Source organism: Gardnerella coleohominis (assembly GCF_002896555.1).
Classification (GTDB): domain Bacteria; phylum Actinomycetota; class Actinomycetes; order Actinomycetales; family Bifidobacteriaceae; genus Bifidobacterium; species Bifidobacterium vaginale_F.
Genome location: NZ_MNLH01000003.1, coordinates 31,431 through 56,174 on the forward strand (window position 1 = coordinate 31,431; position 24,744 = coordinate 56,174).

Annotated in this window: 20 protein-coding genes; 19 read left to right on the forward strand and 1 reads right to left on the reverse strand. The window is 42.2% G+C overall.

What is annotated here, in order from left to right:
- Nucleotides 1–26 precede the first annotated feature (26 nt).
- From BFS05_RS03595 to BFS05_RS03675, 15 genes are all read left to right on the forward strand, one after another.
- Complete coding sequence (locus BFS05_RS03595) at nt 27–914, forward strand: lysophospholipid acyltransferase family protein (RefSeq protein ID WP_103084643.1); 888 nt, start codon at nt 27–29, stop codon at nt 912–914.
- A gap of 158 nt (nt 915–1,072) precedes the next feature.
- Nucleotides 1,073–2,068 (forward strand): NAD(P)H-dependent glycerol-3-phosphate dehydrogenase, encoded by a 996-nt coding sequence (locus BFS05_RS03600; protein WP_103084644.1) that lies wholly within the window; start codon nt 1,073–1,075, stop codon nt 2,066–2,068.
- A 69-nt stretch (nt 2,069–2,137) separates the two neighbouring features.
- A complete protein-coding gene (locus BFS05_RS03605; RefSeq protein WP_103084645.1) occupies nt 2,138–3,280 on the forward strand; it encodes a D-alanine--D-alanine ligase family protein in 1,143 nt (380 codons plus the stop codon).
- Nucleotides 3,281–3,433: 153 nt separating this feature from the next.
- A complete protein-coding gene (locus tag BFS05_RS03610) occupies nt 3,434–4,426 on the forward strand; it encodes a CPBP family intramembrane glutamic endopeptidase (protein ID WP_103084646.1) in 993 nt (330 codons plus the stop codon).
- A gap of 213 nt (nt 4,427–4,639) precedes the next feature.
- Nucleotides 4,640–6,025 (forward strand): homoserine dehydrogenase, encoded by a 1,386-nt coding sequence (locus BFS05_RS03615; RefSeq protein WP_103084647.1) that lies wholly within the window; start codon nt 4,640–4,642, stop codon nt 6,023–6,025.
- A 19-nt stretch (nt 6,026–6,044) separates the two neighbouring features.
- On the forward strand, nt 6,045–7,121 hold the full coding sequence (thrB, locus tag BFS05_RS03620; RefSeq protein ID WP_103084648.1) for a homoserine kinase: 1,077 nt from the start codon (nt 6,045–6,047) through the stop codon (nt 7,119–7,121).
- A gap of 110 nt (nt 7,122–7,231) precedes the next feature.
- The gene (locus tag BFS05_RS03625) at nt 7,232–7,525 is read left to right on the forward strand and encodes a toxin-antitoxin system protein (RefSeq protein WP_103084818.1); all 294 of its coding nucleotides are present in this window, start codon (nt 7,232–7,234) and stop codon (nt 7,523–7,525) included.
- Nucleotides 7,526–7,569: 44 nt separating this feature from the next.
- Nucleotides 7,570–9,054, forward strand: coding sequence for a Maf family nucleotide pyrophosphatase (locus BFS05_RS03630; protein WP_103084649.1), 1,485 nt, complete (start codon nt 7,570–7,572; stop codon nt 9,052–9,054).
- Nucleotides 9,055–9,233: 179 nt separating this feature from the next.
- Entirely contained in the window at nt 9,234–10,472 is a 1,239-nt protein-coding gene (locus BFS05_RS03635) for an ATP-binding protein (protein ID WP_180978589.1), read from the forward strand.
- Between the two features lie 315 nt (nt 10,473–10,787).
- Nucleotides 10,788–12,155, forward strand: a complete 1,368-nt coding sequence (locus BFS05_RS03640; RefSeq protein WP_103084651.1) for an ATP-binding protein — start codon at nt 10,788–10,790, stop codon at nt 12,153–12,155.
- A gap of 295 nt (nt 12,156–12,450) precedes the next feature.
- Nucleotides 12,451–12,903 (forward strand): DUF2442 domain-containing protein, encoded by a 453-nt coding sequence (locus BFS05_RS03645; protein ID WP_103084652.1) that lies wholly within the window; start codon nt 12,451–12,453, stop codon nt 12,901–12,903.
- A gap of 371 nt (nt 12,904–13,274) precedes the next feature.
- Nucleotides 13,275–13,565, forward strand: a complete 291-nt coding sequence (locus BFS05_RS03660; RefSeq protein WP_103084654.1) for a hypothetical protein — start codon at nt 13,275–13,277, stop codon at nt 13,563–13,565.
- 178 nt (nt 13,566–13,743) lie between these two features.
- Nucleotides 13,744–14,037, forward strand: a complete 294-nt coding sequence (locus BFS05_RS03665) for a hypothetical protein (RefSeq protein ID WP_103084655.1) — start codon at nt 13,744–13,746, stop codon at nt 14,035–14,037.
- A 33-nt stretch (nt 14,038–14,070) separates the two neighbouring features.
- The gene (locus BFS05_RS03670) at nt 14,071–14,358 is read left to right on the forward strand and encodes a toxin-antitoxin system antitoxin subunit (RefSeq protein WP_103084656.1); all 288 of its coding nucleotides are present in this window, start codon (nt 14,071–14,073) and stop codon (nt 14,356–14,358) included.
- Between the two features lie 249 nt (nt 14,359–14,607).
- Nucleotides 14,608–15,861, forward strand: a complete 1,254-nt coding sequence (locus BFS05_RS03675; RefSeq protein WP_103084657.1) for a hypothetical protein — start codon at nt 14,608–14,610, stop codon at nt 15,859–15,861.
- A 91-nt stretch (nt 15,862–15,952) separates the two neighbouring features.
- On the opposite strand, the gene BFS05_RS03680 is transcribed toward BFS05_RS03675, so the two are convergent.
- Nucleotides 15,953–16,894, reverse strand: coding sequence for an AEC family transporter (locus tag BFS05_RS03680; protein WP_103084658.1), 942 nt, complete (start codon nt 16,892–16,894; stop codon nt 15,953–15,955).
- A gap of 389 nt (nt 16,895–17,283) precedes the next feature.
- On the opposite strand from BFS05_RS03680, the gene BFS05_RS03685 reads away from it, so the two are divergent.
- The 4 genes from BFS05_RS03685 (at nt 17,284) to obgE (ending at nt 24,696) form a co-directional block, all read left to right on the forward strand.
- Nucleotides 17,284–22,050, forward strand: coding sequence for an Rne/Rng family ribonuclease (locus tag BFS05_RS03685; protein WP_258004232.1), 4,767 nt, complete (start codon nt 17,284–17,286; stop codon nt 22,048–22,050).
- Between the two features lie 182 nt (nt 22,051–22,232).
- Entirely contained in the window at nt 22,233–22,541 is a 309-nt protein-coding gene (gene rplU, locus BFS05_RS03690) for a 50S ribosomal protein L21 (RefSeq protein ID WP_004111933.1), read from the forward strand.
- Between the two features lie 33 nt (nt 22,542–22,574).
- Nucleotides 22,575–22,826, forward strand: a complete 252-nt coding sequence (gene rpmA / locus BFS05_RS03695) for a 50S ribosomal protein L27 (RefSeq protein ID WP_103084659.1) — start codon at nt 22,575–22,577, stop codon at nt 22,824–22,826.
- 199 nt (nt 22,827–23,025) lie between these two features.
- A complete protein-coding gene (gene obgE, locus BFS05_RS03700) occupies nt 23,026–24,696 on the forward strand; it encodes a GTPase ObgE (RefSeq protein ID WP_103084660.1) in 1,671 nt (556 codons plus the stop codon).
- The last annotated feature ends 48 nt before the right edge of the window (nt 24,697–24,744 follow it).

A 24,744-nucleotide genomic window follows, 5' to 3' on the forward strand; every position in this document is an offset into this window, starting at 1 on the left:
TTATAGCATGCTGCACAATAGAAGGTATGGTATCAAAAGGAAAACCTTCGCCAAGAAGCGCAGTAAAACCACTCAGCGATGAGCAAGTAAAGCTTTTAGCTAGCAAACATGATTTAGTTGACCCAACGTATTATTACCCAACTGGTGAGCGAAAGCCAAACCAGGCTGAAATTGACGCGCAAAATCCTAAAGCTGCTGAAAGATTACTTGAAGGAACGTCGCGCGTATTGCGTTCGCGCTGCAAAGTAAAGGCTTGGGGATTGGAAAACGTGCCAGAAGAAGGCGTGTTTATTACCGCTTGCACACACGTGACTATGTTCGACGTTTTCATACCTATGACTGCGTTGTTCCATCAAGGACGTAGGCCTCGTTACATGGCAAAAGCAGAACTTGCACACTGGCCGATTTTAGGCAAATGGTTCCAGCTAGTAGGTATGCAGCCGGTTCCTCGCAGAAGTGGGAAAGCGCGCGAAATTGAAGAAGAATCTATTAAAATCCTCACAAGCGGAAGACCTCTAAGCGTCTGGCCTGAAGGAACTTTAACACGAGATCCTAAAAAATGGCCTATGAGCATGAAGCCTGGAATAGGAATAATAGCTCTCGAAGCATCGCGCAGACTCGGACATCAAATACCACTATTTTGCGCTGTCACATGGGGTGCTGCAAGTATTAACCACTGGTGGCCATGGCCAAAGAAAAATGTAGTTATGTGTTACGATTCGCGGCTTGATTATTCTGATCTACTAGAAGGCAGCGAAAATTGGGGAGAATTGCCTCCAATGGAATCTGCCGAAGAGCTTGCTCGTCGCGTGCGCGTGCGTATGACGCAAATTATGGAAGAAATTCGCGGTGAAAAATCACCAGAAGGATACTTTGACTATAAGCTTATGAAGCGAGTTAAAGAAGAAGAATAAAATTTTTAAATCGCGAATGATCGCCGTAAAGCGTCGTGTGTAGAATTATGTAATAGTGTGATTAAAGCCAATAATTACAGGTCTAAAAATCGTAAAAATATAGACATATAGACAAAGTATAAGGCAATGATTTACAACCGAAAGTTGAGGCGTAAATAATGAACGTTACGGTGTTGGGTGCTGGTGCTTGGGGAACTGCTTTTGGACAAGTACTTGCGGACGCAGGAAATCAAGTGACGATGTGGGCAATTGAGCCGGAAATCGTTGAAGGAATTCGCGACCATCATCATAACGGCGTGCGCTTGCCAAGCGTTGAAAAACTGCCAGACAACATGACGGCAACTGGGGATCGTGCTGAGGCTGTTGCAAATGCAGATATTGTAGTTGTGGCGATTGCAGCGCAATTTGCCCGCGTTGCATTAGCAGAATTTGTTGGTCTTATTCCGCAAAATGCGATTGTTGTTTCGCTTATGAAAGGCATTGAGCGCTCAACTGGCAAACGCATGGATGAAGTTGTGTGCGAAGCATTGAACTTGCCGCGTAATCGTTTTGCTGCACTTTCTGGTCCAAACTTAAGTAAGGAAGTTGCATCTCGCCATCCTGCTGCAGCAGTAGTTGCTTGCGCAGAAAAATCTCAAGCAGAAGTAGTTGCAAAAGCATGCTCAAATAGCTACTTTAAAGCATTCGTGTCAACCGATGTGATCGGCGTAGAAATGTGCGGATCTCTTAAAAACGTGGTTGCGCTCGCAGTTGGTATGGCTCGAGGCGCAGGATACGGCGAAAACACTGCAGCTATGATTGAAACGCGTGGGCTTGCAGAGTTGACGGCATTGGGCGTTGCAGAAGGTGCAGATTCTCGCACTTTTGCAGGTCTTGCAGGCTTCGGCGATTTAGTCGCAACTTGCGGATCTCCTCTAAGCCGCAACTATACTTTTGGCTCAAATCTCGGTAAAGGAATGAGCGTTGAAGAAGCAACTGCTGTAAGCAATGGCGTTGCGGAAGGCGTGCCAACCACGAGTGCAGTAGTGGCAATGGGCAAGCGTTTGGGCGTTGAAACTCCGCTTGCAAGCGCAATGGCTCGCGTGCTGGAAGAAGGAATATCCTGCCAAGAAATGCTCGCAATGCTTTTCGATGACGACGTTTGCGAAGAGTAGTAAAGCGCGAAAGTAATCCGAAATAATTAAAAAATCTAAAATAATCAAAAAATAATCTAAAGGAAAAAAATGACGAAAAAGCGTGTAGTGTTCTTGTACGGCGGTAAAGCAGACGAGCATTCGATTTCTTGCATATCTGCTGCTGGAGTACTCAGTGCTGTTGACGAAAGTCGTTTTGATATTATTCGCATTGCGATTACTAAAAAAGGCGAGTGGATTGTTGGCGGTGAAGATCCTCGTAACTTCCGCATGGAAGAAGGCGAGTTGCCGGTAATCACAAAAACCGCTGAAACGCGCGATGTTGTGCTTGACCCAGCTAAGGGAGCAGACGGATTTTTAGTGCGCGAGGCGAATGGAACGCTTACAAGTTTGGGTCATATTGACTCAGTTTTCCCAGTTCTTCACGGTCCAAACGGTGAAGATGGCACTTTGCAAGGCTTGCTTGAAATGATGCAAGTTCCATACGTTGGTTGCGGAGTATTGGCTTCAGCTGCATGCATGGATAAGTATTACGCGAAGCAACTTTTTAAGGCAGCTGGGATTGCCGTGGCTCCGGGAATTGCTTTAGATGCGCGAAAATTTGCGGGCGATGCTGTAAATCGCTTTGCTGCATACGAAAATGAAATTCTTGCGCAAGTTGATGAAGCAAAACTCGAGTATCCGCTTTTCGTGAAGCCAAGCCGTGCAGGATCTAGCTTTGGAGTTACAAAAGTGGAATCGCGCGATGCTAAAGCTTTGGCAGATGCAGTTTATGAAGCTTCGAAGCACGATTGGCGAGTGTTAGTAGAGCAGGGAATTGACGCGCGCGAAATCGAGTGCGCTGTTCTAGCGGCACATGACGGCGACGAGCCTCAAGCAAGCTGGCCTGGAGAAGTTGTGCTAGACAAGCGCGAGGCTGGTGAAGATCAGTTCTACGATTTTGACAGCAAATACATGGATTCCGCAGCTTCACACGTTGAAGTTCCAGCAAATCTGCCGGAAGAAACTTTGCAGCGCGTTCGCAAAACAGCGCTTGCAGCGTTCAAAGCAGCAGACGGTCGCGGGCTTAGTCGCGTGGATTCTTTCGTAACTAAAGACGGGCGCGTAATTCTTAACGAAATCAACACGATGCCTGGATTTACGCCAATTTCCATGTATCCAAAAGCTTGGGAAGCAACTGGAATAAGCTACAGTGATTTAATCACAAAGCTTATTGAAGGCGTTCTAAGTTGAGTTGGGTTAAGTTGATTTAAGCTAAGCTAAGTTAGGATAATCTAATTGCAGTTGGGTTAGTTTAAGCTGGACTAATTGAAGTTAAATCAAGTTAAGTAGATCAAGTAAAAATAGTTATAAAATCCGAAATTTACATATACGAGAGGAATAGCAATGTTTGAACACGAACGGGATAAAATTTACGCTGTAGCTAAGCGTAATCAGTGTATACTTGGCGCTTCGTTGTGTTTATTGCTCATTGTTTGGATTGCTGCTTCTTTTGCTATCAAAATATTTTTTGATATGTATTCGTTAGAAAAAGTACTTGGAAGTTCGCTATACACATTCCTCATATCTGATATTTCGCAATATGCTATTGCTTTGCCGCTAGCTTTGATCGTAATGCATTTTGTCCCAACTCTACGAGTGAAACAAATGCCTATGAAATTCAAGCATTTTATTGGATTCTTCTGCGTTAGCATTCCAATCATGTTTTTGGGTAATATCATAGGCGTAGTAATGTCTTCTGCTATTTCTGGTGGAGGCGCGGAAGATCGAGTATCTGATCTCATATCTTCAAGCGATACTTTAGAAACCTTCGTCTTTGTTGTTATTTTGGCGCCACTTGTAGAAGAGTTTCTGTTTAGAAAACAGCTTATTGACAAGCTTCGCATATACGGAGAAAAACGAGCTATAGTATTTTCTGCTTTAGCGTTTGCTCTATTCCATACAAATCTATTCCAATTCTTCTACGCATTTGGCTTAGGCTTAGTGTTTGGCTATATGTATATGCGTACTTCGCGACTTCGTTACACCATTTTCTTGCATATGATAATTAACTTCCAAGGAAGTATCGTTGCCATGTGGTTGAAAAAGCAGCTGGTTGATGCAAGCGGAAATATGATTGACGTAGAAAAGATGTCGAGACAGGAATTAGCTAGCCTGCCAACCGGTTTTATTCTAGCTGGAATTTATGGGATGTTTATGATTGCCATGCTTATAGTAGGCGTTGTTTTGCTTATTCGCTGCCGTAAGTATCTTGTATTCTTTGAATCGCCTAAAGAATTATCTAAAAAAGATGGAATTCGTACGTTGTATGGCAATATCGGAGTTATAGCATTTCTTGCGATTACAGTATTCATGAGCGTAGTTTCCGTTCTTTTATGAGAGATGAGTTTTGTTCTTTTGATTGATCGAGACTTTTTGATTGATCGAGACTTTTTGCGACTTGGAACTGTTGGATTCTTGTGGTGATGTTGTTCGATGGTTGCTGAATTTAATGAGCGCTGAATTGAATGAGCGCTGAATTGAATGAGCGCAACTTGATAATCGTAATTTTATAAGCGCAATTTATAAGTGCAAATTTTAGTAGGGGTTGATATGACACAAAACAATACGAAAACTATTCGCGTTGGATTGCTTGGCGCAGGCACGGTTGGTTCGCAAACTGCACGACTTATAGTTGAGCAGAGTGAAGAGCTTGCAGCTAGAATTGGCGCAAATATTGAGCTTGCAGGAGTTGCATGCTTGCATCCGGAAGAAGTTGACGTTCCTTGGATTAAGCGTGAATTATTAACTACGGATACTGCCTCTTTGTGCGCTCGCGAGGACGTTGATATTGTAATCGAGCTTATTGGCGGACTTGAGCCTGCGCATACTTTTGTAAAAAGCGCGCTGAGTCACGGAAAATCTGTTGTGACAGCTAATAAAGCGCTGCTCGCAAAGTTTGGTCCGGAATTATATGAGTGTGCAGAAAGTCACGGAGTTGACTTGTACTTTGAGGCGGCTGTAGCAGGGGCAATTCCTATTGTTCGACCGCTTAGAGAGTCACTTATTGGCGATAAAATTACGCAAATTTTCGGAATCGTAAACGGAACTACAAACTATATTCTTGATGAAATGACTGTGCGTGGACTTGATTTTGACTCGGCTTTGCGCGCGGCTCAAGAAAAGGGATATGCGGAAGCGGATCCAACCGGAGATGTTGAAGGTTTCGACGCTGCGAATAAAGCTGCTATCTTAGCAACTCTGGCATTCCAAATGCCAGTAAGTATTGACGACGTTTCCGTTGAAGGAATTAGCGCGATTACGGCTGAAGATATTGCGGCAGCAGGTGCGGAAGATCGTGTAATTAAGCTGCTTGCGGCAGTTGAAAGGCATGATGACGGCGAGTCTAACACAGATGGCGGCGTAAGTGCGGACGCTGGAGTAAGCGTTAGTGTTTATCCAGCTCTTGTTGGCGCTGAGCATCCTTTGGCATCGGTTCACGGCAGTTTTAATGCTGTGTTTGTTAAAGCTCAGGCTGCCGATGACTTGATGTTCTACGGACGCGGTGCCGGCGGCGCTCCAACTGCCAGCGCTGTTGTTGGAGATGTTGTTAGCGCAGCTAGAAATATTGTGCGCGGATGCTCCGGTTTTGGCGTGCCAATGTACAACAAGTATGTGCCGGCTTCTAGCGAGAAAACTAAAGCAGATTTTGTAATTCGTTGCAACATGGAAGATACTTCTTTGGCATTGTGCAGCGAAGTTATGGATGTTTTTGCAGATCATGGCGTTGCAGCTGAGCGTTTGGCTTCGGCATGCCAAGCTAAGTATGCGCAAACTAATGGCGATTCGGATTGCCCAGAGTGCGGTCTTGGTGGTCCTGGCAGCATGCGTGTGCTTGTGCGCGAATGTTCGGAAGCTGCGGTTCAAGCTATTTGCGAGGATTTGCGGAAGTTGGACGTTGTGTGCGGAAAGCCTCTAGTTTTGCGCGTTATAAAGTGAAAAGCGAGAAGGTGATTGTGTGAATCCAGTATGTAATAGTGTTTCCGTGCGCGTTCCTGCAACTAGCGCAAATCTTGGTTCTGGGTTTGATACAGCCGGTATTGCGCTTGATTATGCGGATTCTTTAGTATTTACTCTGGATGATAATCAGTCTAAAAATTCGCTTGATTCGCTTGATTATGCTGGAAATGTGCGCGTAATTATTCACGGCGAAGGAGAGGATACTCTTCCAAAAGATGAAACGCATCTAGTTGTATCGACTTTTCGCAAAGCTTGCAAAATATTTGGTTTGCCAAACTTACGATTTACGTTAGAAGCGCATAATCAGATTCCGCAAGCGCGCGGTATGGGTTCGTCTGCAGAAGCGATTGTGGCTGCTGTTGCTGCTGCCTGGGCTTTTGCGCATGAAGGTGATCTTAATCGCGAAGCGATTTTCGAAATCGCTGCCGCAATTGAAGGCCATCCAGACAATGTTGCTCCTGCTGTTTTTGGCGGGTTGACGATGAGTTGGAAGCTTGATGCTGGAGAAGGCAAAGGCTCTGTGCGTGTGGCCGGAGATTGTGAAGCTCCTCTTTCTACTGGTTTTCATACTGTACGATACAAAGTTTCGCAAGATATTTCCGTGTCTGTATTTGTTCCTGATTTTGAGCTTTCTACAGAGCTTGCTAGGCGTGCGCTTCCGGCAAAAGTGCCGTATGGCGACGCAATATTTAACGTGTCGCGAGCTGCAATGCTACCGGTTGCATTTGGTGAGTTAAATAGTGATTCTGAAAATAAATTAGGCACAGTAAAATCTGATATTTCGCGAAATGCGCTACTTTTTGCAGCAACTCAAGATGCTCTTCATCAAACGTATCGCGCAAATCTTATGAAGGATTCGTGGAAGCTGGTGGAGGCGTTGCGAGAGCATGGTTTTGCGGCAGCGATTTCGGGAGCAGGATCGTGCGTTGCTGTATTTTATGCAGGAGACGCTGAGTATAAAAAGAGTGCGGCTCAAAAAATCGACGCAATTGCAGAGCCGTGGCTTTCGCGCACAGGCTGGCGCGTTTTGCATGTGCCGGTTGATTCTAATGGCGTTGCAATAAATCGCGAATGATTTGTGCGAAGTTGTAATGAAGTAGCAAGTCAATAAATTGTGGTACATTTAACCGGGTGTATGAGAATTTAGCTGATGAAAATGTGTCTGCTCCAAATAATCCTCCTGTAATGCAATTTTCTGGCGAAGCAGCTGCAAAAATTATGCAAACTTTACTTTCTAAGGATTCGGATGCAACTGAAATATTTGCATCTTTATCTGGACCGGGAAGACCAAATTCGAAAGAAAGGCGCGAAAGCAGTGTTCAAGAGCGTTTTCGCGTTCCTAAATCGTGGAGTGAATATATTTCTCGCGCTGCTAAGAGAGATGGTATGCCAAATAAAAGCAAGTATTTGCAATCTTTGATTTTGAGAGATGCTCAGATGCATAATGAACAGTGCCAGCTACAGGCGGCGTTGCAATAACTCGCGAATGATTTGTGCGAAGTTGTAAAAAGGAAGAGTAAGATATGACAGTTTCGTTGATTTTGGCCTCACAGTCTCCAGCGCGTAGAGCGGTTTTGGCGGCGGCTGGCGTGATTCCGGTAATTCACGTAAGCGAAGTGGATGAGCCGGCTGCTTTGCGTGATGTCGCTAGTGAGCGAGGTACAAGCGTTGAGCAGTTGAGTGCTGAGCAGCGAGTTTCTATTTTGGCTCGTGCAAAAGCTCAAGCTGTGTACAATGCGTGGAAACTTGTGGCAGATGCGGCGGCGAGTGCTAGTGGCGATTTAGTTGTGGGGTATCCGCTGGAATCTGAATCTGCGGAATCTGAATCTGCGGAATCTGAATCTTCTGAAACTTCTGAAACTGAATCTTCTGAATCTTCTGAAACTTCTGAATCCTCTAATAATGTTTTAGCAAGCGATTCGCAATCAGACGTAACGCATAACGTAGATACGGCGCAAACTCGTGATTTTTCAGGCGTTACTGTTCCTACAAAAACTTTCGATATTCACGATTTTGCGTATAAGAATAAATCTTCTAATGATTGTAGCGGTGTGCTGATTGTTGGCTGCGATTCTATGTTCCTGCTCGATGGCGAATGCTACGGAAAGCCGCATACTCCAGAAGTTGCATTTGAACGAATCAAGCAGATGAGCGGAAAAACAGGACAATTGTGGACTGGTCACTGCTTAATCGACGCAAAAACCGGAAAAACTGTTTGCAAAACAAGTCATGCAAGCGTAACTTTTGCGCAAATGAGTGACGCGGAAATTCGCGCGTATGTAGCAACTGGAGAGCCTCTGGAAGTTGCAGGATCCTTTACGCTAGAAGGTTTTGGCGGAGCTTTCATTGAAAGCATTAATGGAGATCCGCACGGTGTTCTTGGAATCAGCTTGCCGCTGCTTAGGCAGATGGTTACCGAGCTTGGATACGCTTGGCCGGATTTGTGGAATAAGAAAAGCTTGGAAGAAGTTGGCGAAAAGAACGATCCGACTTCCACAGAGGTACCTAAAGAAAATGTGCACCAGCCGGGAGATGGCTGGGTGCATTGCAATTGTGGTCGCAGACACTGGGGTCATAACGGTGCTGCAGGAGTGCTGCTTGCTAGGAGAGATGCCGAAACTGGTTGCGTGACGCACGTTGTGATGCAACATCGCGCGCTTTGGAGCGCAGAAGGTGGCACTTGGGGTATCCCTGGTGGCGCAATTTCTGATGGCGAAAGTGCGATTGAAGGCGCATTGCGTGAGTCTTTCGAGGAAGCAAATATTACTTCGGGAGATATTGAAGTTGTTGGAGCTTACCGCGAAGATCACGGAAACTGGCGCTATACAACGGTTTTTGCGTTTGAAAAGCCAGGGCATAGTGTGGATCCGTGTGCGCATGACGACGAGAGTATGGAAATCAAGTGGGTGCCGATTGACGACGTGCCTGAGCTGAAGCTGCTTACGGCAATGCGCACGGATTGGCCGTCATTCCGCGCTCGCCTCGATTCGCTCGCTTCTCAAAAGTAGCATCGCGAAGATAGTTGTTCGAAGGTAGCGTCGCGAAGATAGTTGCGCAAAGAGATCTGCGGTTTGGAAGTAGACTTCCAAATGTGAGCTAGTTTTGCAGAATTTGGAAGTAGACTTCCAACTTTTGCCATTTTGCACTAAACTTGGAAGTAGACTTCCAACTTGCGAAAGGCAAACGTATGTATTCGAGAACTGATTATCTTAATAAGCTTCTTGCTTTTAAAGACACTGATTTTGTAAAAGTGATAACAGGCGTACGTCGCTGCGGAAAATCGGTAATCCTTAAACAATACATGGATTCTCTTCGCGAGCTTGGAGTGCCAGACTCGTACATAATATATATAAATCTTGAAAGTTTTGAATATCGCGATGTGCTTACAGATTCCAATCTTATGGATGTTATCTGTTCAAAAATGCACAGTGGAGAAAATTCGAACAGTGGCAAAAGTCAACTAACAAATGTAAATCAACCAAAAACATACATTTTAATAGACGAAATACAGTTTGTAGATGGTTGGCAAAAAGCAATTAACGCGCTTAGAGTTAGTTTTAATTGCGATATTGTTATAACAGGATCTAACGCAAAACTTCTTTCTGGCGAGCTTGCCACTAACTTAAGTGGAAGGTACGTTGAAATACCAGTGTATCCGTTCTCGTTCAAGGAATTTTTGGGAGCGAAGCAAATCGACGTTAATTCTAGGGAAGTAGATCTGGCGTATAAAGAATATGAACAATATGGCGGATTTCCTAGTGTTGTTCTTGCGGATGAGCCGCTTAGATACACTATTCTTTCCGGCATATATGATTCCATTATTCTTAACGATATTGCTGCTCGCGCGCAAATAAAAGATAGTTTTACTCTTAAAAGAATAGTTGCATTTTTGGCTGATAATGTTGGTCAGCTAGTTAATGCTTCCAAAGTTACGAGTCTTTTAAAAAACGAGCGTATAGAAGTTTCGAATCATACTATTTCTAGGTATTTAGAGCTTTTGCAAAATGCTTATCTGTTTTTTGAAGTTCGCCCGTATGATATTCGAGGTAAAGCATACTTGAGGCAGAATGCAAAGTATTTTATTGTTGACAGTGGTTTGAGGAATCAGGCAGTTAGTCATCGTCTTGGGAATATGGGTAATCGCTTAGAAAATATTGTATTTTTGGAGTTGCTGCGAAGGGGATATGACGTTGATGTTGCTCGAGTTGAGGGTAGTGAAGTAGATTTTATTGCGCGCAAAGGTGATTTGGTTGAATATTATCAGGTTACTCAGCAGTTGCCGGAGAATACGCATGAAACCGATAATCTGCTTAAAATACGCGATAATTACGCGAAATTCCTTATTACTGGCAGATATGCTGGTGTTGATTTAATAGATGGGATTCGCGTGAAGTATGTGGTTGATTGGCTTATTGAAAAGTCTTAAAGTTTTTTTAAAGTCTTAATAAATGATCGCGACGACCTGCCTTAGTGTTGCGATGTAGTGTGTTTGCCCCGATTTTTTTTTTGCAGCTTACTTAAAATCGCGCGATACCCTCAATTTCGTGAAAAATTGCCCTATATTTACCTTTGATTTCGTGAAGATTTAGAGAAATAATACCTTGATTTTCGTGAAAATTTGGCATATTTTTACCTTTGATTTCGTGAAAATCTGGCATAAATTGACATTGATTTTCGTGAAATATATACTATAAAACAATAGTATTTTCAACGGTTTTGTGTTAATTAAAAGTGGTGTTATATGTTAAGGCGAAAATTCTATCAAAAAATGCTCGATTGGAAGAATGCTGATCGCGGTTCAACAGCGCTTTTAGTAACAGGTGCTCGAAGAGTTGGGAAAAGCACTTTAGTTGAAGAGTTTGCAAAAAACGAGTACAAGTCTTATATTCTTATTGATTTTTCACAAGCATCAAAAGATGCGCTTCGACTATTCGAAGATTATCGTTCAGATTTAAGCACTTTCTTTACGTATATATCTGCATTATATGGTGTGAAACTTTATAATCGTGAATCGGTAATGGTTTTTGATGAAGTGCAATTTTTCCCACAGGCTAGAGAATTTATAAAACAATTAGTTGCAGATGGTAGGTACGACTATATAGAGACTGGTTCGTTATTGTCTATTAAACATAATGTTGAAACAATAGTGATTCCGTCTGAAGAACAAGAAGAACGTATGTATCCTCTTGATTTTGAAGAATTTTTGTGGGCTTGCGGAGAAGAAAATCTATCGAAGGTTATTAAGAGTTCATTTGATGAGTTAAATCCTTTGCCGGATGCTTTACATAAAAAAGCTATGCGACTTTTTAGAGAATACATGCTAGTTGGCGGCATGCCGCAGTCTGTAAATGAATATGTTGATTCGAGGGATTTTGCTCGAGTAGATAGGGTTAAGCGTCGTATTCTTTCGCTCTATAGGCAGGATGCTGCAAAGTTTGCAAAAGGTTATGAAATGAAAGTTATGGCTGTGTTTGATGGAATACCAGCACAGCTTTCCAGGCATGAAAAAAGATATAGGATTACTTCCTTGGGTAAGAATGCTCGTATGCGTGATTATAAGGATGCGTTTTTTTGGCTTTCGGATGCGAGTATTACAAATAATTGCTACAAATCTACAGATCCAAATGTTGGCTTGAATCTTAATGCGGATGATGCGTTAGTAAAATGTTATATGGCTGATACTGGATTGTTGACTTCTATGATACTTTCAGATAGTAGTATTGCGTCTAATGATCTGTATAAAGAAATTTTATTTGGAAAAATCTCAATTAATGAAGGAATGCTAGTTGAAAACGTTGTTGCGCAACAGCTAATAGCATCTGGGCATCGCTTATTTTTCTATTCAAATAGAGATAAAGAAAATTCGGAAAACACTATGGAAATAGATTTTTTGATTTCTAAAGCTTTTCAGGATTCTGCTGGCAAAATGCGCATATCTCCTATTGAGGTTAAATCAGGGAATGTGTTTAAAACAGTTTCTCTTGATAAATTTAAGAACAAGTTTTCAAAAAGAATTGGAACGAGTTATGTATTTGCTCCTAAACAGCTTAGTGTTAGAAAAGATTTAAATTGCGTAATATTACCACTTTATATGTGTGGATTGGTGTAGCGCGAAGGTAGCCTTGCAAAGATAGTTGCGCAAAGGTATCTGCTCAAAGTTAGTTGTGCGAAGATAGTTGTGCAAAGAAATCTGCATTTAGGAAGTAGGCTTCCAAATGTGAGCTTGTTTTGCAGAATTTGGAAGTAGACTTCCAGTTGCGTAGTTATGTGGTTGCTCGTATGTGTAAAGTTGCGAATTTGTTTTGCGCACCGTCAATAAGTATTAAATATCACTGTATCGTGATATCATATATTAGTATGGTTTAATGCTTAAAAAGAAATCATAAGAAGAAGGAGGGGCGAATGTGCCTGTAATTTCAAGGTTTTATAAGATTAAAGATGTAAAAGCGTGTGCAAACATGAGGCTCCTCGTGCATTTTGTAAATGGAACTGTTAAAGAATACGATGTGCATAATCTTCTGGGGAAGTTTCCAATGTTTAAAGCGTTGGAAGACTCAGAGTTGTTTAATAAAGTTGTTGTGGATACTGGAGGATATGGCATTGTTTGGAATGATGATTTAGATATTTCGTGCGATGAGTTATGGAGTAATGGTAAGCAGATTAAAACGCCGTTTGACAATTTAATGTCTTTTGCGGATGCGAGTGATTTGTGGAATTTAAGTGAGTCGACTCTTAGAAAAGCTGTGTCGTATAAGAAGCTTGTTAAGGGTGTGGATGCTCAAAAATATGGTAAGCAGTGGGTTGTTACTCGTAGCGCGATGGTTCGAGAGTATGGTAATCAAGTGGTTTCTGATTGAGTTCTTGGAATTTGTGAGAGTATTAGCAATCAGAATTTTAAAGGGGTCGAATTCGACTCCTTTAAGAATGAGGCTGGTTCTAATGCTTTTACGGGGCAGGGTATTTATATGCTTATGACGGTGTTAAGGGGCGAACTCGTCAATAAAAATTGCCCTATATTTACCTTGATTTTCGTGAAAATTTGGCATATTTTTACCTTTGATTTCGTGAAATGCATATGGCGAAACCGTAGCGTTTTCAATGTTTTTGATAAATTAATGAGTGATTTCAATATGTCGCTTGTTTTTGTAAAGCTTGAAAGCAACGCGATACTTATAATTCATGCGAATAGACTTACAAAAGGATTTTTACAAGAGATAAGGGATTCAAGATGAGTGGTAATACGTATACGGCAGAAAATGGATTCGTTATTACGGACGATATTGTTGATAAGTGGGCTAAGGAAGCAGAAGACAATTTTTCTGGTGCTATTGTTACAGAGTTTACTGGAAGAGCTTGGGAAGATGAAACTCAGCCATTGAAACCGCGTACTGTTAGGTTAAGTGATACTGTTTGGCATTTAATCGAGGCTGATGCGAAGCGTAGAAAGATGACTGTTAGTGCGTGGACTAGAAAAGCTATACTTAACGAATTATCTAGTGAGATAGCCGCTCAAAGATAGTTGCGCGAATGTAGCTGCTCAAAGAGATATGCAGTTTGGAAGTAGACTTCCAAGTCGCGATAGGGTTGTTATTTTCGTTTTTTTTTCTTGTGTTTTTATGTGTAGGTATGTTGATGAACTTTAATGCAATGTGATAACATTTCGTATACGAAAATATTGAGAGTTGGAGATATTATTTATGAAGGTTTTAGTGCATCCTAGAGTTATTCGAAAGCGACCTTGGCTCAGAGAAACTGAAGTGATAAATATGTGGAACTCATCATGTAGAGAGCTTCCCAGACAAGGTGAATATGAGCCTAGTCAAATGCTTTCACTTGCGTGGGATTCGCGCGGAGTTATTACAGAACTTATTGCATATAAGGGTGAAGATGGGGAATGGATCATTTTTCACGTCGCTCCTGCAACTAAAAAGTTTCTTGCTGAGATGGGATTTAGCCAAGAAGAAATTAGACAAATTTTTGGTAGAAGATAATTGGAATATATCTACGAGATAGTAGGAGTAATTATGGATAATTTTCGCGGTGAAGGTGGCGTTGATGTCACTGATGAAATGCTTGATAAATGGGAAAGCGATGCCGAAAAAGGCATCTATCATGGGAAAGCTGGCAATTTGCATATTAAGAAGCCTCTTGGTAGACCTCCTCTTTATGAAGAAGCTATGTTGCCTATAACTTTCCGTATATCTGTTGAGGACGCTGAGGCTTTAAAAGCTTCTGCTGATAAGCAGGGTGTGAAGGTAGGTGATGTTGTGCGAGAGGCGTGCAAATTGCTTCTTGCTCAGCATGCATTGTGATTGCATAGTGTGAGGTTGTTTTATAGCATCGATTAAGTCCACAATCACTGGGTAATGCGCCTGTGTTTGTGGACTTTTTTAATAGGGAAGTATTGAGTTTTTTAATGTTACTGTTTGTGGGGTTAATTTGTTGATGGAGGTATAATAAGCTGACAGTTTTGTTGGATTATTTTTATCGGCTGACTGTTTTATTTGGGAGAGATTTTTAACAGTGAGTGTTATGGCGAGTGTTAGATTTGGAGGTTTGCTATGAGTGATGTCAATAATGGTGTTGATGATTATCGGAGCGAAAATCAGATGAATGGTGTTGCTGGTAATAATAATTCCAGTAGTGGTGTTACTGGTAATGCTGGTTATTCTCAAAATTTTCAGGCGTATGGTCAGCCGTATAGCCAATCATATTCTCAGCAGTATGGTCAGCCGTATGGTCAGTCGTCGCAGCATCATGATCAAATGCAGCAGCAGCCTCAGTTCGTTAGTCCGTATGGTCAGCCAGTTCAACCGCAGATGAATCCACAGCAGATGGGTCAGCCGTTTGCTCAGCAGCAGTTTGCTCATCCGTACCAATACCGTCAGCCGTATGGTCAGCCTGTCCAGCCTCGTATGAGTCAGCAGCCTCCGTATGGTCAGCCTCCTATGGGCAGACCGTATGGTCGTCCTCCGTATGGTGGTGTTCCTATGGGTCGTCCGTATGGTAGTCCTGCGTTTGCTACTCGAGCTGGTTATGTGAATGGTAGGTTTAATCCTGCTTATATTGAAGAGCAGGCTCGTAAGTTTTCTTTTAGGTGGAATGCTAAAGAAATTATTTCTGCGATTATAGTTGTTGTTATAGCAGTGATTTTCGCATTTGTTTTCAATTATTATCATTCTGAAATTAGTTCCTTTTTTGATTCACGGGTACAAGAAGTCTTATCAATAGATTTTTTTCTTGAGAATAGGCGGTTGATTTGGTATATTGAAGACGATATTTTTTCTTGCATATTTCCGCTTGCAATAATGCTTAGTTTTGCTCAAGTATTACGTAAAAGATTCTTTACTGTTGCATGTGGTTTAGTAGTTTTTGTTACTGACTTTTTAACATTTGCGACATATGAAATATTAAATTCGTCGCATTTGGAACATATTGATATTGTAGTACGAATCTATTTTAGAGACTTCTTTTGGCAACGTTCATCGATAGTTATTTTTATGATTCTTGTAGAACTACTACAGTGGGTGATGACAAAATATAAAGCTGCAAGTTTTTGGAAATATATTCTCATAAATTTCATAGCAGCTGTAATTGGTTATATTTATTATCTTGTTGTTACTATACTCGGTATACATAACGCTTATTTAAATTTACCATATCTATTTTCAGAATATTTCTTAATAGAAGCAGAAGGATTCTTTATTGTTGCAATTCCTGTGTTGATAATTTTGCCATGTCTCATAGCTTTGCTGTTAAAGGCTGTAAAGTTCACGAAGTTCCTTAATCCAGAGCGTGAGATGATGCATTTATAAAAGTTTGCTTATAGCAAGCATTTATAAAGCATGCACTGGTGGTATGTGTTCAGAAATGGGCACATACCACTCGTATCAGTCGCTTCTAAAGTCATCCTAAAAGCGCCGCGATTACAGCAATAAAAATCGGGCTAGTAATAGTTGAAAATAGTATGCCGTCGCGAGCAAAACTCAAGCCAACATTGTATCGAGCAGAGTAATTGTACACGTTTTGACCAGTAGGAAGCGCAGCTAACACAACGCACGCATACAAAGTTGCTCCGCGGAAACCCATAACAAAATAAGCCAACAAAAACGCAACAATTGGCATAATCAAGTTTTTCAGAATCGCAACTGCAGCAATGGCAGCGCGATTGGAATCCTTTTGCAAAGGCTTGCTGCCATAAAGAGACATTCCGAAAGCCATTAAAATCATTGGAACTGCAGAATCGCCAATCATTTTAATAGGATCGTAAAGAAAATTAGGAACAGGGAAATAGCCAACTTTTGCGGAAATTGCAGAAATAATAATTCCACCAAGCGAACCAATTAAAAGTGGCTGCTTTAAAGGCTGCTGTGCAATGCGCTTAAGTGAACATTTTCCAGTAGTTGTAATGTCGAGAACCGTCAAGCCAACAGGAGTAAACACGGCCTGTTGCATAACTAAAATCGGAGCAACGAGCGCAGGATTTCCTAAAATATACGTTGCAACCGGAAGGCCAATATTGTTCGAGTTTAAGTAAAGCGAATTAAGCGCGCCAATAGTGCAATCAGATGCAGGAAGATGGAAGAATACGCAATTTAGCAAAACAAAAATTAATCCAACAATCATTGCAGAAAAGAATGCAACAAAAATAGAAGAATGAAAAATCTCAAAAATTGGCTGTTTGGAAAGAATTGCAAACATTAAACAAGGGCTGGAAACGAAGAAACTTACGCGATTTAATACCATATGAGCTTGAGGTCCGCCAATACGCATGCGTGCTGTAATATATCCAGCTACGATTACTATGCCAATTACGCAAAAACCTTGCATAGCGCTTATTAAGCCCATTTGAGCCTCCGAATTATGAAAGAGATATGTGAAGCAATCTTTCAGTTTCATGAGATACTATAAACGTGTTATATAACTTACAACAGTTTTAGTGTAGTTTACGTGTAGTTTCAGATATTTTACGAGAACTTTTAGATAGTTTTTTTGAACAGTTTAAGATGCTTTGTGTGTAGTTTTATACACTTTATGGCATACTAGAGAGCGGTGGCACTGCAAGCCGCCATAGCGTCCGATGGCGTCGATCCCCTTGCATGAGTTTGGCGAGGCTTGGTGTCCGCTGTCCGCGCAGTTAGACTTTGTTGAGAGCTTGAGAATGTTGGTGTATGGCGTAAGCATGCCACATCTCGGCCAGGAATGCGAGACGATTGCAGCGTTTCGTGAGGATTATTGTGCCTGATATAACGAAAGAAAGCTTCAATGAGAGCGAAGCTGAAAATAGTAAATCGTCTGTAGAAAATGTTTCTGCAGATACTTCCGCGACTTCATCTGAGGATAAGTCTGTAGCCAATTCTTCAGTATCGTCTTCAGTATTGTCTTCAGTATCTTCGGAGACTCAGTCTGAGACTTCATCTGCTATTCAATCAACTAAGGCTTCTTCATCTGCAGCTCAATCTGCGGATGTTTCTTCCGCAAAAAATGTAGTTGAACACGTTGTTAATGTAGTTTCGTCGTCTAATGACGGTTCATCAACTTCGCGTCGCCGTAGTGGTCGTAGAGTAGTGCGAGTTGCTGGTGCTGCTGGGGAAGCTATGGAATTGCACGTTGAAGGCAGTAAGAAAGAAAACTCGTCATCTGCAGGTTCTATTACTTCTTTGCTTTTCCGTGAACCTGTTTTACCTCAGCGCGCTAAAGAAGAAACAGATAATTTAACTAGTGATGACGATTCTTATGAAAACGATCGTCGCAAATCTAGGAATAGTAGAGATACTAGAACGAGCAGTGGCGCTAGGGCTAGTAGGGATAATCGTAATGATAGCAGTCGTGAAACTCGCGCAGATAAGCGTAGTGCAGATTCTAGTGATTCGCTAAATAAAACTAGTGATTTGCGAAAAGAAGAGCGTGATAATCGAAGCAAGCGCAATGATCGTAATGATCGCAATAATAGAGATGACTCTAATAATCGTGTTGATCGAAACGATCGCAGAAGCAAGCGTAGAGTAAATCTTATTGATGATTCGCAAGATGACTTAAGAAGCGAAGTACGTGAAGATGGTCGCGATGCTGGCCAAGATATCAGGGAAAATATCAGGGAAGATCGTCGTGGGAGTGCTCGTGAAAGTCGTTTGCGTACTCGCTCAAATCAGGGACGTTTGTCTAGAAATCGTATGACGGAAGATAATTCTTCTCGCTCGCGTTCTCGCAAGAATTCGAATAATTCTAACGGTGATTTCAGATATCGTGATGATGATTTTAACAATAATTACGATGATTATATAGATTACGCTGATTCGGATTATAAGGATAAGGATTCGGATTATATAGGCTATAGGGATTCAGATTACAAGGATTCGGATTACAGGGATTCAGCATATAAGTCTTCATATGGCAGAAGCTATGGCCGCTCCGGCTATAAAGACGACTATAGAAGTGGCAATTACAAAAGCAATTATGACGCAGATTATAACGGCGATTATGTGAATGATTCAGACTACGATTCCGATTACTCTGATGGTTATTCGAATGGTTATTCGAAAGATTACGAGAGTGATTATAGAAGGAATCGCTACGATGATTATGATGATTCTGACGCGAGCAATGGCCAAGATTCGTCTATTAAGCGTCGCCGTAGAAGAAATCGTTTAGATAACAAGTTAGATAACAATTTAGATAACAATATTGAAGCTGATAAATCCTCTAGTAGAAGATCGACAAATCGTTCTAACAAAAATATCAAAGATTATAAGTCTTTTGAGGGTATGGATTTTGACGATTTGTCTTTAGAAGATTCGTTTGATTCTTCGTTCAGTAAAGCTGAAGGTAAAGCTGAAGGTAAAGCTGAAGGTAAAGCTGAAGGTAAGACCGCGAATAAGTCTTCAAAGTCATCTAATAGATCGTCTAATAAGTCTGAAAATAAATCTTCGGAAGATTTTGCGAATAATTCTAACGACGAGAATATTTCTAACGATGAAAATAGCGCGAATAGTGCGAATAACACGAATAGTTCCAGTAATGAGTCTAATGATTCATTTGATAATTCCTCTTCTAAGCGTTCGCGTAAGAATCGTCGTATGAATGCTTCAGAGCGTAGGGCTGCGGCTGAAGTTGAGCAAATTGAAGAAGATTTAGAATATGATGACATCGTTTATTCTCCTATTGACAGCAAAATCGAAGATACTATCGATATAAGCGATTTAATTAATAATGGTGCGAATCTTGAAAAGGGTTCGCGTCGTCGCCGTCGTAGAAATAGAGTAGATGATTCGCAAAATAATCTAAGCAACTCTGATAATTCGGATAATTTCGGGAATTCAGATAATTCTGACGATTCTAGTGTTTCTGAAAATTCCAGTTCTAATGAAGATAAGAAGTCTAATTCATTAAATTCTCGTAGGAATAATAGAAATATTGACAGAAACGAATCCGCTAATTCAGATGGCGGAGATAATGTAGATGAATTTGCAGAATCTGATTCAAATAATGGAGCTAATGGCGATAATGATGAGGAGGAAACTCTTTATACGCGTCGTCGTCGCCGTCGCAGATCGTCAAGAGCTGATAAATCTTCTAAATTAGCGTCAGGAAATTATGGCTCTGATTCCGGATCGTCTTCTGTTTCCGATTCTGATTTTGATTTTAGTGATTCAGAAAATGACGATATAGATATTGACGAAATTGAAGTTTCGCAAGAAGATCGCGATTTAATACCGGATCCAGAAGAATTACGTGCGCAAGATGAGGAGGAAACTCTTTATACGCGTCGTCGTCGCCGTCGCAGGAATTCCAGGAATGATGATTCGTCTAGCTCGTCTAATTCGTCTGATGTATCTGATTCATCTTCGAATGATGATTCTTCTTCGAATGACTCAAATATGGTTCGTCGTTCGCGTAAACAGCAATATATTGACGAAATTACAGATATTGAAGGATCTACGAGACTTGAAGCAAAACGTCAGCGTCGTCGCGATAATAGGCGTGAGCGTAGTCGACAAAATCTCATTATGGAGCAGGATTTCCTGGCTCGTCGCGAAAATGTAGATCGTTTGATGATTGTTCGTGAGCGCGATAGTCATACTCAGATCTCAGTTATTGAAGACAATATTCTTGTAGAACATTACGTTTCAGATATACAAGAAGTTGCTACTGTTGGCAATATTTATCTTGGTCGCGTGCAAAACGTGTTGCCAAGTATGGAAGCTGCATTCGTGGATATTGGCCAATCTCGAAATGGCGTTTTATATGCTGGTGAAGTTAATTGGGATATGACTCGATTGGAAGGCCAGCCTCGACTTATTGAATTGGCGTTTAAGTCTGGAGATCCTGTTTTAGTGCAGGTTACTAAGGATCCTATTGGGCATAAGGGTGCGCGTTTAACTTCGCAAGTAACTCTTGCTGGTCGATTCCTAGTATTGGTTCCTTCAGGCGGTATGACTGGCGTTAGTAGGAAGCTTTCAGATCGTGAGCGCTCGCGTTTGCGCGGTATCGTTTCGAAGATTGCTCCAAAAGATATGGGTGTGATTATTCGTACTGCTGCTGATGGTGCTAGTGAAGAAGCGATTTCTAAAGATTTAGAGTCGTTAGTTCGTCAATGGCAGCGTATTAGTGAAAAGCGCGAAGAATTCTTACATGGCAAGCGTCCTAAATTGTTACAAGGCGAACCTGATGTTGCAATTCGCGTTGTGCGAGACATATTCAACGATGATTTCCGAAAGTTGATTGTTGAAGGTGAAAGCGTTTATCACCGAATTGATGAATATTTGGAAATGATGGCTCCTGACTTGAGAAGCAAGGTTGAGTATTGGGATCCTGTGGATCATGAAGGCAGGGATGTGTTCGATAAGTGGCAGATTGATAGTCAGCTGCGTAAGGGCATGGAGCGTCAAGTTTATTTGCCTTCTGGCGGATCTATTGTGATTGATCGCACGGAAGCTATGACAACGATTGACGTTAATACAGGACGATTTATTGGTCGCGGTAAGTCTTTGGAAGAAACTGTTACGCGATGCAATTTGGAGGCTTCTGAAGAGATTGCTAGACAGTTGCGTTTGCGTGATATTGGTGGCATGGTCATGATTGATTATGTTGATATGGTTATGCCTGCTAATCGCGATTTGGTTTTGCGCCGTCTTGTTGAGTGTTTGGCACGAGATCGTACTAAGCATCAAGTTGCGGAAGTTACTTCTCTTGGACTTGTGCAAATGACTCGTAAGCGAGTTGGTCAGGGACTAGTTGAAGCATTTTCGGAGGAATGTCCGACTTGTAAGGGTCGTGGATTTATTTTGCACGATGAGCCAACTGTTTCTTCGGAATATGCTGATCCTTACGCGCTTAAGGGTGGAGATCCGTTTATTAAGACGAATAAGTATGGTCATGGCACTTCTGTAGAGCCTGCTGCTCCTAAGCCAAAGGGTTCTAGTGCGGATGTTCGTGCGAAGCTGGCTCGTATTGCTGCGGCTGCTGCGAGTATGTCAGTTGACGCTAATGATGTTGCGGAATCCTCTGATAACGTGAGTGATGTGGTTGAGTCTACTGATACTGAGTCTACTGATACTGAGTCTGCTGTGGCTGAATCCACTGATGCTGAGTTCACAGCGACTGAGTCTAATGATGCTATTGGTGTGACTGAAGCTACTGAAGTGACTGAAGTGGCAGATGCAACTGAAGCTGAAGTTAGTGCAGAGGTTGATACTGAGGTTGATACTGAAGTTAGTGCTGAAGTAGCAGGCGATTTTGCGGCTGATTCTGAAGAAGATACGCAAAATGAGACTGGTGAAAATTCTGAATCTGATGATTCTGTGACTGCAGAGTCGGTTGATACTGAAGCTGATACTGAAGTTTCTTCTGAAGTTTCTTCTGAAGTTGAAGACGATTTTGCGGCTGATTCTGAAGAAGATACGCAAAATGAGACTGGTGAAAATTCTGAATCAACAGAAGATACGATAGATCACGAAGATTCACAAAATGCTTCTACTTATTCTGCAGATGAGCAATCTGAGTGAAGTCTGAATGAATAAAGTATATGCCATGAGTAGAATAGTGACTATTGTCTAATTCGGCTTGAGAAAACACCTTCTTGACGTTAGTACATAGGTTGGTGTATTTTAGATAGTCGGTGTCTGAGCGCAGGCTTAAGTGCTGCGTGTTGGGCAAAATAAGCTTTCCAGATAGCAAGGAACAGATTATGTACGCGATTGTGAAGGCCGGTGGCCATCAGGAGAAGGTTGAGGTTGGAGACGCCATCCTCGTTAACCGTCTCGATGCAAAGAAGGGCGATACCGTGGAATTCCCGGTCGCGCTCGTTGTTGACGGTGCTAAGGTGACCTTAAGCGCTAAGGATCTTGCAAAGATCACAGTGAAGGCTGAAGTCTTGAATGACGAAGCCAAGGGTCCAAAGATTAGCATTATGAAGTATAAGAATAAGACTGGTGTGGCTCGTCGCAAGGGTCATCGTCAGAAGTTGACTCTCGTCAAGATCACGGCCATCGCCTGATTGACGGTGTTATAAACCTGAAAGGACAGCAAGATGGCACATAAGAAGGGTGCGTCTAGCTCGCGCAACGGTCGCGATTCACAGGCGCAATATCTTGGCGTTAAGAAGTTCGGCGGTGAAGCTGTAGTGGCTGGCAACATTATCGTTCGTCAGCGCGGTACTAAGTTCCACGCAGGCCAGAACGTTGCTTTGGGTAAGGATCACACGCTGTACGCTTTGGTGGACGGCAATGTGAAGTTCGGCGTTCGTCGCGACCGCAAGGTTGTTGACGTTGTGACTGCCTGAGTTTTAACTAAGCCTAAGCAATTTCGACAGTAGTCGATAGTAAAACGTTTAAGTCGCACCCCGATCGGTGCGGCTTTTTTATTCCGGTATAAGATTCTGAGTTAGATTCAGAGTTAGCTTATTCAATTCGTGTTTAGCTAGTCAATTTAGCTAGTCAATTGAACTAGTCAAATTTAGATATTCGAGTAAGGTAGCAGGTATGAGTGATTTTGTAGATCGCGTAACAGTGCATGTGAAAGGCGGAGACGGCGGAAATGGTTCTGCTGGCGTACGTCGTGAAAAGTATAAGCCGTTAGCAGGCCCTAATGGTGGCAATGGTGGAAACGGTGGGTCGGTTATTTTCGTAGCTGATCGTAATGCTAATAGTTTACTCGACTATCGTTTTATGCCGCATCGCAATGCTGAAAACGGAACTATGGGATTAGGTGATACAAAAGATGGCTCACAGGGAGCTGATTTGATATTGCCAGTGCCGGTTGGAACTGTGATTTTTACTGCTCGAGGATCTGCTGGAGCATCTAAGCGCCCAGGAGAAGTATTAGCAGATTTAAATAAGACAGGCGATCGATTTGTAGCTGCTGCTGGTGGTGCCGGCGGACTCGGAAATGCTGCTCTTGCTAATAAAACTCGCCGCGCTCCGGGATTTGCTCTTTTAGGAGAACCAGGCGAAGAGCGTGACGTAATCTTAGAGCTTAAATCAATTGCAGACGTGGCTTTAGTTGGATTCCCTTCCGCAGGAAAATCAAGCTTAGTTGCCTCGATTAGTGCAGCTAAACCAAAAATTGCAGACTATCCTTTTACGACTTTAGTGCCAAATCTGGGAGTTGTAAGTTTTGGTAACTATCGCTACACAATTGCAGATGTTCCAGGTTTAATTCCAGGAGCTTCTGAAGGAAAAGGCTTAGGTCTTGAGTTTTTGCGTCATATTGAACGTACGGAAATTATTGCGCACGTAATTGATTGCGCTACTTTAGAGCCTAATCGTGATCCTATTAGTGACTATCATGCTCTTGAGCATGAGCTTGCACAATACGCTGATAAGCTTGAGCTTCCATTGGGCGCGATTCCAATTCCTGAGCGTCCGCGCATTATTGTTCTTAATAAAGTAGACGTGCCTGAAGCTAAAGAATTGGCTGATTTTGTACGTGGTGAATTTGAGAAAATGGGATTAACTGTATTCGAAATTTCCACTGCATCGCATGAAGGCTTGAAAGAGCTTGGTTTTGCGATTGGGCGAATGGTTGAAGAAATGCGTGAGAAGCTCGCTGCAGAGGAAGCAGCGCGTGAAGAAGAGCGTGTTGTTATTCAGCCTCTTGAGCAGTCTGCATCAACGTTGCGTAGACGTCGTGATGATGGCCGTGGCAATAGTGCAGATTTTACTATTGAGCGCGAGGAAGACAGGAACGGCGATTTCTGGTTCACTGTTACTGGTGCAAAACCTGAGCGTTGGGTTGTTCAGACTAACTTTGATAACGATGAAGCTGTTGGATACTTGGCTGATCGTCTTGCAAAGCTTGGTGTTGAAGATGAGCTACGCAAGAAGGGCGCGCGTCCTGGAGATGAGATTAGGATTGGCCGCGGAAATCGTATGGTTTGCTTTGATTGGGATCCAAGTATTGCTGCTGGAGCTGAAGGCTTAGATGGCGCTAATTTGGGTGCTCGTGGTAAAGATTTGCGACTTGAAGCGAATGATCCGCGTGGTGCAAGGCGTACTAATGCTGAACGTAGACGCGATTATCACATTATGATGGATGCAAAATCTGCGGTTCGCGACGCTATGATGGCTGAGCGCAAATCTGGACACTGGGCGGATCCGTCTGTTGACGATGATCGTCATGACGAAAATAGTTTATTTGGCCGTGGCGAGTAGTGCAAAATAGGACTAGTAAAAGCCAGTAAAGATTAGTAAAAGCCAGTT